At 68.2% G+C, this 16308-nt stretch carries 10 protein-coding genes and 2 pseudogenes; all 12 read left to right on the top strand.

Annotation, left to right across the window (positions count from 1 at the left end; genetic code table 11):
- Nucleotides 1–8 precede the first annotated feature (8 nt).
- Nucleotides 9–2372, top strand: coding sequence for an MMPL family transporter (locus ACZ4VA_RS14350; protein ID WP_468081450.1), 2364 nt, complete (start codon nucleotides 9–11; stop codon nucleotides 2370–2372).
- Nucleotides 2373–2402: 30 nt separating this feature from the next.
- Complete coding sequence (locus tag ACZ4VA_RS14345) at nucleotides 2403–3263, top strand: SDR family NAD(P)-dependent oxidoreductase (protein ID WP_468081448.1); 861 nt, start codon at nucleotides 2403–2405, stop codon at nucleotides 3261–3263.
- 286 nt (nucleotides 3264–3549) lie between these two features.
- Nucleotides 3550–3864: pseudogene (locus ACZ4VA_RS14340) on the top strand (Mom family adenine methylcarbamoylation protein); the annotation flags it as partial.
- 174 nt (nucleotides 3865–4038) lie between these two features.
- The gene (locus ACZ4VA_RS14335) at nucleotides 4039–5166 is read left to right on the top strand and encodes a tyrosine-type recombinase/integrase (protein ID WP_468081500.1); all 1128 of its coding nucleotides are present in this window, start codon (nucleotides 4039–4041) and stop codon (nucleotides 5164–5166) included.
- Between the two features lie 14 nt (nucleotides 5167–5180).
- On the top strand, nucleotides 5181–5510 hold the full coding sequence (locus tag ACZ4VA_RS14330) for a helix-turn-helix domain-containing protein (RefSeq protein ID WP_468081446.1): 330 nt from the start codon (nucleotides 5181–5183) through the stop codon (nucleotides 5508–5510).
- Between the two features lie 10 nt (nucleotides 5511–5520).
- Nucleotides 5521–7866: a hypothetical protein gene (locus ACZ4VA_RS14325; protein ID WP_468081444.1), complete on the top strand. Its 2346-nt coding sequence runs from the start codon at nucleotides 5521–5523 to the stop codon at nucleotides 7864–7866.
- 198 nt (nucleotides 7867–8064) lie between these two features.
- Nucleotides 8065–12201: an AAA family ATPase gene (locus ACZ4VA_RS14320; RefSeq protein ID WP_468081442.1), complete on the top strand. Its 4137-nt coding sequence runs from the start codon at nucleotides 8065–8067 to the stop codon at nucleotides 12199–12201.
- The gene (locus ACZ4VA_RS14315) at nucleotides 12198–13034 is read left to right on the top strand and encodes a serine peptidase (RefSeq protein WP_468081440.1); all 837 of its coding nucleotides are present in this window, start codon (nucleotides 12198–12200) and stop codon (nucleotides 13032–13034) included. The genes ACZ4VA_RS14320 and ACZ4VA_RS14315 overlap by 4 nt, the downstream gene beginning before the upstream one ends.
- Nucleotides 13035–13415: 381 nt before the next feature.
- Nucleotides 13416–13757 carry a hypothetical protein gene (locus ACZ4VA_RS14310; protein WP_468081438.1) on the top strand — a complete coding sequence of 114 codons (342 nt, stop codon included), beginning with the start codon at nucleotides 13416–13418 and terminating at the stop codon, nucleotides 13755–13757.
- 112 nt (nucleotides 13758–13869) lie between these two features.
- Entirely contained in the window at nucleotides 13870–14208 is a 339-nt protein-coding gene (locus ACZ4VA_RS14305; RefSeq protein WP_468081436.1) for a hypothetical protein, read from the top strand.
- Nucleotides 14209–14323: 115 nt separating this feature from the next.
- The gene (locus ACZ4VA_RS14300; protein WP_468081434.1) at nucleotides 14324–15001 is read left to right on the top strand and encodes a helix-turn-helix transcriptional regulator; all 678 of its coding nucleotides are present in this window, start codon (nucleotides 14324–14326) and stop codon (nucleotides 14999–15001) included.
- A gap of 340 nt (nucleotides 15002–15341) precedes the next feature.
- Nucleotides 15342–16234, top strand: a pseudogene (locus ACZ4VA_RS14295) (tyrosine-type recombinase/integrase); the annotation flags it as partial.
- Nucleotides 16235–16308 lie beyond the last annotated feature (74 nt).

Genomic DNA, 16308 nt, shown 5'->3' with positions numbered 1-16308 from the left:
CGACCGTGATGTGCGAGCCACCCCTGCACCCGGACCGCTCGCACATCCCGGGCCGCTTGGCCGCGCTCGCACGGTGGGCCGCCCGCCGCCACCGGCTCGTCCTGGCCGCCGCCGCACTCTTCGTCGTCCTCACGGGTCTGCTGTCCGCCGGAGTCTCCGCACACCTGAGCAGCGGCGGCTGGCTTGCCGAGAACACCCCGGCAGCACAGGTACGCAACCGGTTGGCGCAGTCCCCCCACGGCGGTATGCCGCCCCTGTTGCTCCTCGCCCGCACCACCGGGTCCGTCGACGATCCGGCTGCGCGCACTGCCGGCACCCGACTTGCCGATGATCTGCGCCAGGTACCCGGCGTCACCGGCGTCGACTCGTACTGGACGGGCCCTCTCACCCCAACCAGCGCCGCTCATACGCCATCGCCCCCGCCCGACCCACTGTTGCGCGCCACCGACGGGCACACGGCCCTCATCGCCTTGTGGCTCGACGCGACAGAACGTGTGCGGCACGACGCCACGGAACGCGTCCTCGTCCACGCTGCCCGCTCACACAGGCCCTTGGAGATCCAGACAGCCGGCGAGGCCGTCGTCACCCGCGAGTTCCAACTGCACAGCGAACAGGACCTGCTGCGTACGGAACACCTGGCCATGCCCATCACCCTCGTACTGCTCCTCCTGATCTTCGGCAGCATTGCGACGGCAGTCTTGCCCCTTGCCGTCGGCGCCGTCGCCATCACCGGCACCACCGCGATCCTGCGCGCCCTGACCACCGCCACCCCCGTCTCCACCTTCGCCCTCAGTCTCACCACAGCCGTCGGTCTGGCCCTGGCCGTGGACTACAGCCTTTTCCTCGTCGCCCGCTACCGCGAGGAGATCGCCGGCGGCTGTCCGCACCCCGAGGCCGTGATCACCGCCGTCCGCACCGCCGGTCGCACCGTCGCCGCCTCCGCCGGCGTCGTCGCCATCTCCCTGCTGGGTCTCCTGCTCTTCCCCATCCCGCTGATGCGCTCCCTTGGCATGGCCGGCATCAGCGTCGTCCTGCTGGCCGCCGCGGCGTCCCTGCTGATCGTCCCTGCGGCCCTCGCCTGCCTCGGCGAACGCCGGGCCGGGCGCGACTTCCTTGCCCGTCGCCGACAGGCCGCCCGGTCCGCGGCCCGCTGGCACAGCCTGGCGAGCGCCGTCACGCGCCGCCCGCTTGCCGTCCTCACGCTCACCGCGGCCCTGCTGGTCCTGCTCGCGCTGCCCTTCCGCGATGTGAACCTCGGCCTGAGCGACGAGCGGGTGCTGCCCGCCGACTCACCCGTCGTCACCGCCACGGAAGACCTGCGCACAGGCTTCCCCCAGGTAGGCACCGAGGTTGACGTCTTCCTGCCCGGCTGGCGCCCCGCAAGTCCCGACGATGCTGATCGCCTCGACGCCTACGCCCGGCGCCTTTCCGAGCTGCCCGGCGTCCAGGGATTGCGTACCGCGACCGGCACCTACCTGGACGGCAAGTCCGTCGGCGCCCGCTGCGATCCCACCACTGAACTAGCTGCGTCCCGCCCCTGCGCCGGGGTACGGCGGTTCACCCTGCCCACCGGGACTTGGCTGGCCCTCAACTCCGCCCCCCGGCCCTACAGTGCCGCAGCTGCCCACCTCCTGCACACCATCCGTACTCAGCCAGCCCCCGCACCCGCCCTCACCGGCGGCGCCACGGCAGAACTCCTCGACACCCGCGACGTCACATTTCAGTGGCTTCCCGCAGCCCTGGCTGTTGTCGTTGGCGCGACCTTGGCCTTGCTGCTCGTCTTCACCCGAAGTCTCTTCCTGCCGCTCAAGGCCCTGGTAATCAATTTCCTTAGCCTCACGGCGACCTTCGGCGCGATGGTCTACGTCTTTCAGCAAGGTCATCTACGCCACTTGGTCGGTGCCTTCACCGTCACCGGCACCACTGACCTCGCGCTGCCGTTCATCGCGTTCTTCCTCGCGTTCGGCCTGTCGATGGACTACGAAATTCTGCTCCTGGCCCGCGTCAGCGAGGCGTACAACCGCTCCCGCGATACCGCCCGAGCGACAGCCGAGGGGCTGCAGGCCGCTGCGCCTCTGTTCACCGCCTCCGCCGCCGTAGTCCTCGTCGTCCTGCTGGCACTCGCGGCAACAGACGTGACCGACATCAAGATCATCGCTGTCACAGTGGCCCTGTCCGTCCTCTTGGACGCGGTGGTGATCCGCCCCCTGATGGTGCCGGCCGTCATCAAGCTGGCGGGAGCTGCCAACTGGTGGCTGCCGTCTGTCCTGCGGCGCCGTCTTCCCCCGCCGGCGGCCTCCGAGCCTCTTGGGCACGACACCGTCGAGACAACCGTCTCCAAGCCCGCAACCGACGCATCCCTGGTCATCTGACCAGGCGCGGACGAGCCCCGAAAGGGTCCCATGCTCCGCTATGACCTCACTGGACGCACCGTCGTCATCACCGGCTCCACCGGCGGACTCGGCTCTGCAGTCGCCCATGCGTTGCGCTGCCGAGGTGCGCACCTCGCCCTCCTCGCCCGCGACGGGGCCGCTGTCGCCGCTCAGGCCGATGCGCTCGGCGGTTCCCGCGTCGCCTGGGCAGCGCAAGCGGACGTGACCGATCTCGACAGCGTCCGGTCGGCGATCGACCGCGCCGCCGCTCACTTCGGTCGCATCGACGTCGTCATCGCCAACGCCGGCGTGAGCGCCGTTGCTCCGATGGCCACCCTCAACCCTGAGGTTTTCGAACGCGTCGTCGACGTCAACCTGACTGGAGTCTGGCGGACCTTCAAAACCGCGTTGCCGCACGTCGAGCGCCAACGCGGCTATCTGCTGGCCACCTCCTCCATGGCGGCCTTCGTGCACTCCCCGCTCCAGGCCCCCTACACGGCCAGCAAGGCCGGAGTCTGGGCGATGTGCAACAGCATCCGTCTAGAAGTGCGGCACCTCGGCGTTGGCGTCGGGAGCCTGCACCCCACATTCCTCAAAACGCCAATGCTGGACGCGATCCACGCGGATCCGGCAGGTCGGCGCCTGTGGGGCGGAAACGAACGGGGACTGTGGCGGATGTGCACCGTCGACAAGGCCGTGCGCAGCATCGTGTCGGGCATCGAACGCCGGGCGCAGACAATCACCCCGCACCGCGCCCACGCGATCGTCGCAGCAGCGCCCGGTTTCTTCCGGCCGTTCGTTGACCAGGTCGGATTCACGACCAGAACCATCACCGAGGCCAGCGCTGCCGCCTCACCCAGCGGCGGCCTTCCGCCCACACCCCAACCGTGAGATGTGAATTTGAGGAACAAAGCGTTGGATTTGAGGTAGTCGAGGACAAGACCGTCCATGATTGGGCCGGCACGTCCCGCCCCTGCTCGCTGTTCTTCTTCGTCCCTCGCCGCGACGTGCTGCTGTCCCTTAGCCGACCTGTACGCAGAGGTGGACGAGGTCCTACCAACGGGAGCCACGCGTCGCTTGAACTGCGACCCACCTGTCGATCACATCGTTGACGCACAGGTAGAACACCCAGTGACCTGCGAGCTGCACGTCTACCGGTGCGCAGAAGGCCCCTTTCACCGAATCCGTCGAATGCTCCCGGTTCGTTTTGCTCGATGAGTGCCCTTCGAATTCTGAAAGCTGGTTTCTCGCCCGCTGCCACGCCGCGCTTCTCGATGACGGCGTGCGCGGCGTCGTGTCCTTCGCCGACCCCGTCCCAAGGCACACCGCATCCGGCGTCCTGGTGATGCCCGGACACGTGGGGACTATCTACGCCGCGACGAACGCCATCTACACCGGCCGGGCCACCGCCCGGACGGTGAAACTCCTGCCCGACGGCACGGTCTTCAATAGCGGAGTACGCGCGGGTTCCAGAGGCGTGCTGACAACCTGAGAACGTGCATTTCAGCAGATCGATGAGGGTGTTATGCACCCTCGATCCTTCGTGTGGAATCTCTGCAGTAACTCGTAAAATCTGCGAGTGATCGCAGTAATATGCGTTCTCGTGTCAGATTCTGAAAGTCGCGTGCTGACCCTCGTGCGCCCGGACCCGGAACCGACGGCCGTGATGGACCCGGCCGACGTGTCGGTGGAGACCGGGCTCGCCGACGTGGTCACGCTGCAACGGCGGCGCCAGGCCCGGATCTCGGTGCACGACGAGGAGAGCTTCTTCCTCGACACGCTGTCCGAGTACCAGTGGGCGCGCGACGCGGCAGGGCTGGCGCCCACGACGCTGGACGGGCTGATCAAGCCGGTGATCGAGGTATGCGAGTTCTACGGCACCGTGCCGTGGCAGCTGACATCTCGCGAGGTCGACCGGTACTTCGCCGGGCCGGGCAAGCGGGCCCAGTCGACCCTGCGTGGCAAGATCAACAAGCTCGATGCGTACTTCGCGTTCCTGGAGCAGCGCTACGCCGGCGAGATCATGCGCCGCTTCGGCGCCTCCGTCGGGTCGCCGATCGACCCGTTCAACCGGCCGCGTCACCGCGGGGACTTCGGGCTGCGCATCCCGCCGTCCCAGACGGCGATTAAGGACTTCTTCAGCCGGTGGCGCGAGGACCTGCCGAACGCACGGAAGTACGCGGTTGCCTGCCGCGACTACGTGATGACGAAGGTCGCTTACCTCTCCGGCGTCCGGGCGGCGGAGCTGTGCGGGGTGTGCCTGGGCGACATCCACTGGGAGCACGGCCAGTGGGGCAGATTCGTCGTCATGGGGAAGGGTGCCCGGGGCTCCGGTCCCCGCCCCAGGGAGGCGTACCTCTTCCAGGAGGGCCGTGCCCTGCTGTGGTGGTACATCGAGGAGATCCGGGGCGAGTTCGGGGACGACGCGGAGCACCCGCGGGCACCGCTGTGGCCCTCGGAGCGCAAGTCGAAGGCGATCGCCGACCTGAACGTGCCGATCGCACCAGCGATCGTGCCGTCGACGTTCCGGAAGGCGTTGCACACCGCGGCCGCGCACTACCTGACGGGCCCGGTCACCGACCTGTTTCCGCACCTGCTGCGGCATGCCTGCGCGACCCACAACTACCAGCGTGGGATGACACTTTGGGAGGTCCAGAAGGTCCTCGGACACGACTGGGCAACTACGACTCTTCGGTACATGGCAACTGCGCACGCTGACCCGGAGCTCGCGAATCTGGCGGCCAGCTCCCGGGCTGCCCAGCGACTTGTGATGGACAAGGGGAACCTTCGGTGAAGTGGAATCTGCGGATGATCGCCGCCCAGCGGGACCTGTGGCGGCCGACCGAGGTGCTCGCCGCCTTTCAGCAGGTCGGGTTCAACCCGTCGCTGAGCAAGGTGGCCGCACTGTGGAGTGGCACGCCAGTCACGGTGCGCCTCGATGACCTGGACAAGATGTGCGCCGCGCTGAACTGCACGGTCGCCGACCTACTCCAGGCCGAGCCGCTCGCGACGGGCCAAGCCGCGCCGGAGTCCGGCCAGCGCGCGGTCGGTGCCGAGGAAGGGCCAGGGTCGGGTCCGGTGCGGCCCGTGCCGCGCGGTCGCCGTGGTACCGGTTCGCGCTCGCTCCCGCCGAGCTGAGAGCTGGCCGATGACGGCGAACCGTGGGAAGGGCCTGGCACGGAGCTGCCCGGTGTGCCTGGGATGGCTGGTGATCCACTGGAATCGGGTATGCGACGTGTGCCGGCCCTGGGCGAGGAAGTACCCCGAGCGCCGGGTGTGCCCACGGTGTCGGCACGAGGCACACCTCAACTCGGACGGGTTGTGCAAACCGTGCCTCGCAGCGATTCGGACCGAGGACGACGCCGAGTGGGCCCTCGGTTTGGAGGGGGCGCAGCCGCAGCCGGTCCAGCTCACGGTTGGCGGTACGTACGGCGACCGGTCGGTGTCGTCCCGACCCCTGCGTCGGCACACCAAGAATGGCTTGAGCGTGGGGGTCGAGTGGTGGACCAAGCTCCGGAAGCAGCGGGCCGCTCCCGCTGGCCCGCCGGTGCTAGAGACGCAGGTGCGCGGCCAGATCCCGCTCTTCACCGTGCCCAGGGTGCTGGGCGACGCCGCCGTCAGCGCGATCGTCGGCCGGCCGATCGCCGGGTGGGAACAGGCCCGGCAGGTGATCGAGGCAATGGAGGCCGAACACGGGTTGACCGCGGGCTGGCGCCGCAAGGTCGCGGAGATGGTCCGCCTTGCCCTGGCCGTGGGCGAGGCCGAGGGTGCCGAGCGGCTCCCCGAGGCCATGCTGCGGGACCTGCCAGCAAACGGGGACGCGGTCCGCCTCATCCTGCTGCGCGCCGGTCTCCTGGACGAGGCTCCCGAGCCCATGCGGTTTTCCGGGAGGAATCAGCCCGCACGCACCCCATACAGCGCTGATCTGGCGCCGCTGCCGCCTCGTGCACCACGCCAGTGCGCGGACTGCTGCGCCTGGATTCCTGCCGGTCGGCGGGCAGGATTCGTCTGTGATCCGTGTCGGCACTGGCGGGAACGGACGGGGCGGGGCCGGTGCTGTCGCTGTGGTCACGACGGGCTGGCTCTGCGCGACGACCGATGTCGCAGCTGCCATCCCTACCGTCTCCTCGACGAAGCCCGCCCCGCCTCACGGCGGTTCACGCAGCTGGTGTTCTCGCTGCCGACTGGCAAGGGCGGGCCGTTTGAGGCATTCCCCGTCGGCAACACGGAGATGCCGGACTACGACGCGCGGCGACCTGCTCTGCATACGAGCCCCGGACAGATGCCACTGTTCACCCTCCGGCGTGACTGGGCCCCAGTGCTTGCCCGGCTGCGGAGCATGCCCGTGGGCGAGCCGCCGCTGACCTCGACCGCCCGCACTTTGATCGAGGATTTCACCCGCGATCGACCGGCGCAGCGACCGGACTACAAGAAGAACACCCGCACGCTCACGATCCTCGCCTACTGGCTCGGCGCCGAGACGGCCTTCTTCGAACGCGACGTATACGACCTGGCCCGAATCGACGTGAACCTCGCTGCCAAGTCCGTCTGCCAGTTCCTGCGCATCCGGGGCCTGCTAGTGGAGGACCCCGGCCTGCATCAGGACGCGGATCAGGCATGGATCGAGGCGGCCCTGGCCGCGCTGCCGGAGCCGGTTGCGAGCGAAGTGCGCACCTGGGTGAAGGTCCTGCGCGAACAGGGCCCCCGCGAGGGCGAGCCGCGCGGGTACGACGGCATCCGCCGCTATCTCACCAACCTCCAGCCCACTCTCACCGCTTGGACCGCGACGGCCGGCGTGACCTCCTTGAAGGAGATCACGAACGATCACGTCGAGGACGCCGTGGACGACCTGCTCGGCTATGCCCGCCGTGGGCTGGCGACAGCCCTGCGCAGTTTGTTCCGCGCGCTGAAGCGCGAACGAATGATCTTCCGCAACCCCGCCCGGGACCTCCCGGTCGGCGACATCAAGGGCATCCCGAAGTCCATCCCCTCCGACCTCCTGATGGGACTGCTCGATCAGGCCACGACACCGCTCGGCCGCCTCGTCGTGGCTCTCGCCGCCGTCCACGCGCTGCCCGGCAAGGAGATCCGGGCCCTGTGCACCACGGGCCTGGATCTTTCCCGGGGCACTCTCGAAGTTCGGCGCGGTCTGCTGCGGCACACCCTTTACCTGGAGGAGCTCACCCACCAACTCGCCGCTGACTGGACGACCTACCGTCACCACCGCTGGCCAGCCTCGTCCAACCCCCACCTGCTGGTCAGTCAGAAGAGCGCGGTCGACCCCGACCACCCGGCCGTCAGCATCGGCACCCTGAGTGGAGCCCTGCCCCGCGGGCTGACGCTGAGCGGCCTGCGCCAGGACCGCATCCTCAACGAAGCTGCCGAAAGCGCCGACCCGCTCAGGCTGATGCGTCTTTTCGGCATCACCGAACAGACCGCCATGCGCTACGTCACCGCCGCCCACCCCGAGCGCACCACCAAGCTGCCTCGGTGAAGCGTCAGTGCAGGGATCCTCGACACGCCGTGATCGTGCAGCAGCTGCACCATCGTGCCGATGCGACCGAGAGCGGCGTCCCTTATCTCGACTCGGACGGCGAAGTACCTGAACCACGCTCCGTCGACCATGAAGTACCGCATTTTCGTACTATGCCTGCTGAGCGGAGGCCATGCTAGTAGCGCCGTAAGGGGGCGTATGACGCAAGGTGACGCGGTGATCATCGGTGTGGGCACGTTCCGTGACCATGTACCCAAGGGCGAGGAGGTGCCGGTCGGGACACCGACATGGCCCGCGCTGGAGTTCGTGGAATCGCTGGTTCCGCGTGTGCGTGACGCGTTCGGCCAGCTCGGCTATCGAGTGCGGTGCCGCATCGACCCCGTTCAGGAAGACTTGCGGGGTGCTTTGGTCCCTGCTGACGGTGAAGGCGGGGGCGGGCACCGGATTGTGCATGTGATTTCCCACGGCCAGGCCGACCCTGACCGGATGCGGCTGGACATGGTGCCAGCCGACGGTCAGGTTGGCCGCGACACCAACGTTGCCGGATGGATCTCCGACAGTGACGCTGAGGGGCGCCTGTCGCTGTTCCTGGTCGATCTGTGCGGTTCAGGCGTGGCCGCCCGGCTGCCGTCCTCCGCATACGAGGCCGGGCAGCAGACCTACGCGTGGGTAATCGCGGCTTCGGACGGCCGGGAGGAAGCCTACGACGGCCGCTTCAGTACTGCCGTCGCCGAGGTGCTGGAAGACCTGGCTCACACGGGACTGGGCACCGACCCCTCGCAAGAGTTCGTCGACTTTCATCTGGTGGCCCGGCACATCGGGATGCGGCTAGAGGCGGCCGGGGGCCGGGTGCAGACGGTGCGAGCCACGCTGATGGACCCCAGTGCCCCCAAGCCGAAGCTGCCGTTCTTCCCCAACCCCGCACATCCCGCCTTCGCCGCCGACCCTGTCCGCACACGGCGAGCTGCCCTGGACCCGCCGGTGAGGGACTTCCTGGAAGAACTCGACCCGGTCGACGCCCGGCACTTCACCGACAAACCCGGCCGCCACTTCACCGGCCGCCGCAGCCAACTCCGTCTGCTCGCACCTTGGCTGGACGCCCCCGACGCGCCCCGCCTATGTGTGGTCACAGGAAGCCCCGGCACCGGCAAATCCGCCCTGCTCGGCGCCCTCATGTGCGCTGCGCACCCCCAGCTTGCCGAACAGGCCGCACACATCCGCGAACGCCTCCCCGGCGCGTGCCGGCCAGCGTTCCACGAGCTGCTGGCAGCCGTCCAGGCCCGCCAGCGCAGCCTGCCGGCCGTCCTGAGCGCACTCGCACGCCAGCTACACCTGCCCGCACCAGACGACGAATGGACCGCTGAAGAGTTCATGGACGCCCTGCGGGCCATGCCGGAACCGCCGGTACTGGTAGTCGATGCCCTCGATGAGGCGGTCAACCCCAGCCACGTCACCGAGGGCCTGCTGCTGCCCCTTACCGGTGCCTGCCGTCCCGACGGGCAACCGGTGTGCCGGTTGCTGCTCGGCATGCGCCCTTGGGAACAGTTCGACCAGCTCAAAGCCCGCGCGGAAACCACCGGCTTGCTCATGGACCTCGACCGGTCCCCCACAGACGAACTCGAAGAGGACCTGACCGCCTACCTCGACGACGTCCTCACCCACACCAACGGCTACCGGACCGGGCCAGCCCGCCCGGTCCGGGAACATCTCGCCAGCACCGCTGCCGCCCGCCTTGCCCGCACCCCCCAGCAGGGGGAAAAGTGGGGTGAGTTCCTGGTCGCATCCGTCTTCACCAGCTACCTCGTCTCTACCCCGGCAGCCAGAGACATCCCTTCCGCGCAGAACTTGGGTAACAGGGTCCCCGTCACCCTGCCGGACGTTCTCGAACTCGATCTCAGCTCCCGCTCCACCCCCGCCACCGCCCGGGCGCTCCTGGTCGCGATCGCCCACGCCAAAGGCAACGGCATCCCCGCCGAACTTGCCTATCCCCTCGCCAAAGCCCTGCGCCAAACCGCCGACCCAGAGTGCTTCCCTCAGATCCTCGACGAGTCCATGTTCTACCTCCGCACCCACATCGACTCCGACGGCACCACCCTTTACCGCCCCTTCCACCAAGGCCTCGCAGACCACCTCCGCACCCACCCCTACCACCGTGCCTCCCTCCAGGACACCAACGCGCCGCGCGACGAGATCCCTGCGGCCGAACTCGTCCTGAACACGCTGCTTGCTCCCCGCACCCAGGCCGACCGCATCGTCTGGGCCAACGCCGCTCCATATCTGCTCCGCCACTCCATCGAGCACGCCGCAGACGCTGGCAAAATGGAGGAGCTGATCACTGACGCTGAGTTCCTTGTCCACGCCGACGCCTCCACCCTCACTGCGGCGCTCTCCAGCGCCACCTCGCCCACCGCTGCCCTAACCGCAGCCGTGTACCGAACCTCCTTGCATCTCCATCGCCACACCCACCCCGGATCCCGCCGCACGATCCTCGCCACCGATGCTGCACGGCACCGTGCCACCTCCATGCACCATCAACTCACCAGGCCACTTCCCGTCCGAGCGTGGCGGCCCCGATGGGCAACCGGCAGCGCCCTCATGGCAGGACTTCAGCACACCCTCGCTGGCCATACCGACAAGGTGACCGCAGTGGTGGCCACCACCCTCAACGACCGGGCTGTCGCCGTTTCTGGCAGCGTCGACGGCACGGTGCGGGCGTGGGACCTCATCACCGGGGAGCCGCTCGACCAACCCTTAATCAAAGGCCCCCGCGGCGTCTTCGCGATGGCGTGCACCCCTCTCGACGGCCGGACCGTCGCCGTCACTGGCAACCTAGCCAGCACAGTGCGGGTGTGGGACCTCAACTCCGGCGAGCCGCTCCACCAGTTCCTCACCGACCACTTTCAATTGGTGTGTTCGGTGGCGTGCACCGTCCTGGACGGCCGAGCTGTGGTCGTGACCGGCGGCATCGACGGCAGGGCGCGTGTGTGGGACCTCACCTCCACCAAGCCGTACCGCCAAGACCTCTATGACACTAGTCCGGCTGGTGAGGCCGAGGTGGCGTGCACCGCCCTGGACGGCCGAGCTGTGGTCCTCAAAGCAGGCACGGTTGATGTGTTTGACCTCACCTCCGGCCAAGAGTTCGGTAAGCCCCTCAATGGCCGCGCGCAGGACGTGTCTGCGGTGGCGTGTACCGCCCTGGATGGCCGGGCTGTGGCCGTCACCGGCAGCACCGATGGCACGGTGCGCGTGTGGGACCTCACCTCCACCAAGCCGCTCCGTAACACCTTCACCGGCCACACGCGGAAGGTGTCTGCGGTGGCGTGTACCGCCCTGGATGGCCGGGCTGTGGCCGTCACCGGCAGCACCGATGGCACGGTGCGCGTATGGGACCTCACCTCCGGCGAGCCGCTCCAGGAAAACCCCAGCCACGTCGGGGAGTTCAGTGCGCTTGCGTGTACCGCCCTGGATGGCCGGATTGTGGCCGTCACCGGCAGCACCGATGGCACGGTGCGCGTGTGGGACCTCACCTCCACCGAACCGCTTAACCAGCCTCTCGCCGGCCACACGAAAAGTGTGAGCTCGGTGGCACACACCCGTCTGGACGGCCGGGCTGTCGCCGTCACCGGCAGTACCGATGGCACGGTGCGCGTGTGGGACCTCAACTCCGGCGAGCCGCTCCGCCAGATCCTCGTAACCGACCGTTACGGGAAAGGGGTGACTGCTGTGGCGCTCACTGCCCTCGCAGGCTTGACCTTCATGGTCTCCGGCGACGACGACGGCATGGTGCGCATGTGGGACCTTGCCAGCGGGGAGTTACTTCGATCCACCCGCAGCGAGTATCGAGGGGTGTCCTCGGTGGCGTGCGCGGTCCTGGACGGCCGGGCTGTGGCCGTCATCGGCGGAACCGACGGCACGGTCCGTGTGTGGGACCTCGTCCATAGCGATCAACTCGACGACATCCTTACCGGCCACACGGGAGGGGTGTCCGCGGTGGCGTGCGCCGTCCTGGACGGCCGAACCGTCGCTGTCACCGGCGGAACCGACGGCACGGTGCGCGCGTGGGACCTCAACTCCGGCCAACGGATCGGCCAGCCCTTCACCGGCCACACGGGAGGGGTGTCCGCGGTGGCGTGCGCCGTCCTGGACGGCCGAACCGTCGCGGTCACCGGCGGAACCGACGGCACGGTGCGCGCGTGGGATCTGGTTGGCGGTGCTTGTTCCATCGTGGCCGTGGGGCTTGAGGTCCACGCGGTGGCGGCTACAGATGGTGCTCTCGTACTGGGGCTCGACGCTGAAGTCATGGTGATGGACCAAGGAAAGGAGTCATACGGATGAGGATTCTTGGCATCCATGGGGTAGGCAACTTCCGTGCCTCTCAGCCGCCAGACGCAGCAGCCGCGCACCTGGCGGACCTTTGGGCCAGCGCGCTTTGGCGCAGCGAGCACAGAGAGGATGGTCAGGGACCAGAGCCGCGTGTAGAAGTGGCGGTTGCCTATTACGCCGACTTGCTGCGGCGTCAGGGCACTCAAGGAGGAGACGACCTGGACTCCTTCGATGAGTTCGAGCGCGAACTGGTCTCCTTGTGGCTGGACGCATGCGGACTCCCTGATGCCACGGCTGCTGGACGCGCCACCGCTCCGCTGCGCCAGGCTCTGGCATGGCTGGCCAGAACCCGCGGTCTAGGACAGCCTGCCACTGAATGGTTCGTTGCCGTCTGCTTCCGCGAAGTCGCGGCCTACCTACGGGGGCCAGCGCGCCAACAGGTTCGCTCCCGTATCGCCGACGCCCTGGCCGCGCACCAACCTACCGTCGTGATCGCCCACTCCCTCGGCTCCGTCGTGGCGTACGAGACATTGTGGGAACACTCCGAGCTAAGCGTGGATCTGCTGGTCACGCTCGGTTCACCGCTAGCCCTACCCCACGCCGTCTTCCCGCGCCTGCAGCCCACGCCCGTCGACGGGAGGGGCCAGCGGCCCCCAAGCGTGGCTTGCTGGGTCAACCTCGCAGACCCCGGGGACCTCGTCGCCATCCCGCCTCAAGGCATCTCGCGTTGTTTCGAGGGCGTTCAAGAGCCGAGGAATCAACCCATCCACGCCTTCGATTTCCATAAGGTCGCCAACTACCTCGCCTCGCCACAGCTCCGTAATCTCCTCCAGAAGTACGCATAACCGACCTCCCGCTGACAACTAAGTATTCACAGAACGTGCCCGCCGGGTAACAGCAGGCGCGCCAGCGTTCGGTAGCGGGTCCGTCGCTGCCGCCTGGCCGGACGGTGCAACGCTGGCGGGCGTCGACGTTGCCGCTCTTGCACGTGGACCAGCGCCCGCTCGTCGGGTTTCACCGCCAGCCGCTCAAAGCCGCGGACACCATCGTCCACATCCTCGGGTGGGCGGTGAAGAAGCAACGGGCACTGTGGGCTGCCGCTGGCAAGCCTTCCTCCGTCCGGCTGGACCGGCAAATTCGTGCCGGGCAGAACCATGCTATGGGCCGCACTAAGCTATCCGGACGCAACCAGCGACCTCCGACCATCGCGAATCCGCCCCAGAGTCGTGGTTCTGCCGCGATCCTGGGGCGGGTTCACGTTTGCGTGCGTTCAGGATTCCGGGAACTCGCACGCTTCCGACCGGGCCGCCCAGAAGATCCGCCGCCAGGAACAGGGCTACCGATACGCCCAGGAACAGCTCATCGCGCTCGGAGCCCCGCGGCCACGCCCCGGCACCAAACCCGCCGTCTGGCTGCGCGAGGCCCTGGCCGAGGTCGGCACCCGCAACGTCCGGCACCGCGGCGCCCACCGATGGGTGTTCCCGCTCGGTCGCACGCGCCGCGAACGCGAGGAGATCCGGCTCGGGCTGCCAGCCCGACGGCCTCACCCCAAGCAGCCCGACACCTAACGCGTCCCATCGCGAACCGAGCGCTTCGATGGTTCCCCTCCGGGGAAGCGGCAAGCGCGCCCCCTTTTACCGCCCCGTCCGGCAGTCCCGCCTGAAAGGCATACTGAGAGTCATGGCCACCATCACCGAGCTCCTCCTCAAGCTCGCTGCCGAGTCCGCCACCGCCAAGGATGCACGGCTGCGCCGCCTGGTGTACGAGGGTAACGCTCTCTACCACCAGGGGCTTGAAGAGACGCGTAGCGAGCTTGCCGTTCGCTCCCGCGCGCGGACCACCGAGCAACTGTGTGAGGACAGCGCCGCGGCAGGCTTTCCTGGAGCAGAGAACAGGGAGGAGGCGTTGAGCCTTCTGGCTCTGGGCTCATGGCAGCACACTCCGGGTGCGATGGCGTTCGACGAGTTGGCGGCACATGCTGCGCGTCAGGGTGTCTGTCTCCTCGCTGAGAAGTTCTGAGCACTGCATCGTCGGAAAGAGCGGCCGGCAGCTGGACACCCTTCCGACATTGATGCCATTATGGGTTTTGGGTCGGAGGGGCCGGCCCATCGCGCTCAGGACGGATGCGACCACCATGGCTGGCAAGCCGAAGAAGCAGGACCCCGTCGACTCCAGGGAGATCGCCGCGGAACTCGGGCTCAGCGTCGGTCGCATCAACTCGCTGTATGCGGAGCGCGAGAAGAACGGGTTCCCCGCCCATGTCGACCAGCGCGGCCGCGCACGGCTGTGGGACGCGACCGAAGTCCGCAAGTGGTACGAGGCCAGGGAGCGTTCGCGGCTGCAGCAACTGGCTGTGCCCAGCGGGGACCCGGACGAACTCCTGAACCCCGCGCAGGTCGCAAGATTGCTGGGCTACGCGAACCGCAGCCAGATCAGCACCTACCTGATCGAGCACCCGGGCTACTTCCCGGAGCCCGACGAGGTTGAGGAACTCGGCACCAACCAGCGGAAGAAGTGGCGCCGCCGGACCATCGACGCCTGGCTCGCCAGCCGGCCCGGCAAGGGCAAACGCGCGGGAGCGACGCGGCAGGCACCCGCCCTGCCCCACGTGCCGGCGGACGGCGATCCCGACGAGTTGCTGTCAGGTACCCAGGCCGCGGCGCTTCTCGGCTTCAAGAGTCTCAACTCCTTCGCCAGCTCCCTGTCCCAGGGCAACTTGCCGCTGCTGGAAGAGACCGACGGCCTTACTGACCGTGGCAGGCGGGCATGGACGCGCCGGCGCATCCTCGAGCAGAAGGCTCAGCGCGGCTGACGAGGCGGGTACATTCACCGCCCCCGCAATCGCAGTCTTCGGGTATGGGGTTCGTTGTCCCCGCTTGGGCCCGGAGACTGCACGATGGCCGGTATGGCGCGGCTCGCCACCACGCCCCGCGACGGACTTCAACCCGTCGCGAGCCAGCCACCGCACGGAGCCCCGCCCACCTGGGCGGGGCTCCACCTGCTGAGGCACGCCGACCCTCCGACGGTCCCTGCCGTGGAATCGGTGACGGGATAGGCGCCGGAAGCGCTGCTGATCTCGGCCGTGATGCCCGTGTGCCTCCATCGGCCCGCACGTAGAGGACCACCGTCCAGACCAGCCACGCACTGACGCCTGGCTCAACCAGTTCCGCACCACCTGCCAGTGCTGCACGCTCGATATCGACGCCCAACGCGACCCGCCTCGCTGCTGCGCCGCTGGCCAGTGCTGCCACATGCTGCTCTCCCCGCTGACGCTCACCTACATCCACTCCGTACTCAAGTCCGCCCTGGAACACGCCGTCCGCGAGGAAGAGATCCCGCGCAACGTCGCCCGCAACGTCCGCACCGGCAGCCCCACGTCCCCGACGCTTCGAACCCCTCACCACCGACGAAGCCCGCCGACTCCTCACTACGGCCCAGGGCCATAGGCTGCACGCGCTGTTCGAACTCGCCCCTCCACCGGACTCCGTAAGGGCGAGATCCTCGGCCTCCACTGGGAAGACCTCAACCTGAACGCGGGCACCGCCGCCATCCGCCGAACCCTCAGCGCACCAGCGCAGGAGGGCTCACGACGCTGCCCACCAAGACCCGGGCCTCCGAACGCCGCATCGCCCTCCCCACCCGCTGCGCCGAGTCCCTGCAGCTCCACCATGAACAGCAGCAGCGCGAAAGTGAGGCTGCCGGCAGTGCGTGGCAGCACAAGGGGCACGTGTTCACTACAGCGCAGGGCAGACCGATTGACCCGACCAACCTCACCCGCACCTTCACCACATTCCTCCGCAAGGCCGGCCTTCGCCGCATCCGATTTCGCGACCTCAGGCACTCGACTGCGACCCTGCTTCTGGAACAGGGAGTCGAACTCGTCATGATCAAGGAACTCCTCGGTCACGCGCACACCGGCGGCACCGCCACCGTCTACGCCCACGTCCGACTCCGCCTCCAGCGCGACGCTATCGACACTCTCAGCACCGCACTCGGCAGCCCCGAAACCATCGAGACGGCCAACAGCGACGGAGATGAGCCGCCATCCCGCGCCGCCTTCGTCCGCAGACGTTGCCGTCAACTACTGCCGTCACGACGTGCAGAAGCCCCGCCAGAAGC

This window comes from Streptomyces sp. NPDC028308, from assembly GCF_055565855.1.
The sequence above is the reverse complement of the archived record's forward strand: the minus strand, read 5'-3'. Positions and strand labels throughout refer to the sequence as shown.

Excerpts from the sequence above, each read along its gene's own strand:
- ACZ4VA_RS14350 (WP_468081450.1), top strand. The coding sequence starts at position 9 with ATGTGCGAGCCACCCCTGCACCCGGACCGCTCGCACATCCCGGGCCGC.
- ACZ4VA_RS14345 (WP_468081448.1), top strand. The coding sequence starts at position 2,403 with ATGCTCCGCTATGACCTCACTGGACGCACCGTCGTCATCACCGGCTCC.
- ACZ4VA_RS14335 (WP_468081500.1), top strand. The coding sequence starts at position 4,039 with ATGGACCCGGCCGACGTGTCGGTGGAGACCGGGCTCGCCGACGTGGTC.
- ACZ4VA_RS14330 (WP_468081446.1), top strand. The coding sequence starts at position 5,181 with ATGATCGCCGCCCAGCGGGACCTGTGGCGGCCGACCGAGGTGCTCGCC.
- ACZ4VA_RS14325 (WP_468081444.1), top strand. The coding sequence starts at position 5,521 with ATGACGGCGAACCGTGGGAAGGGCCTGGCACGGAGCTGCCCGGTGTGC.
- ACZ4VA_RS14320 (WP_468081442.1), top strand. The coding sequence starts at position 8,065 with ATGACGCAAGGTGACGCGGTGATCATCGGTGTGGGCACGTTCCGTGAC.
- ACZ4VA_RS14315 (WP_468081440.1), top strand. The coding sequence starts at position 12,198 with ATGAGGATTCTTGGCATCCATGGGGTAGGCAACTTCCGTGCCTCTCAG.
- ACZ4VA_RS14305 (WP_468081436.1), top strand. The coding sequence starts at position 13,870 with ATGGCCACCATCACCGAGCTCCTCCTCAAGCTCGCTGCCGAGTCCGCC.
- ACZ4VA_RS14300 (WP_468081434.1), top strand. The coding sequence starts at position 14,324 with ATGGCTGGCAAGCCGAAGAAGCAGGACCCCGTCGACTCCAGGGAGATC.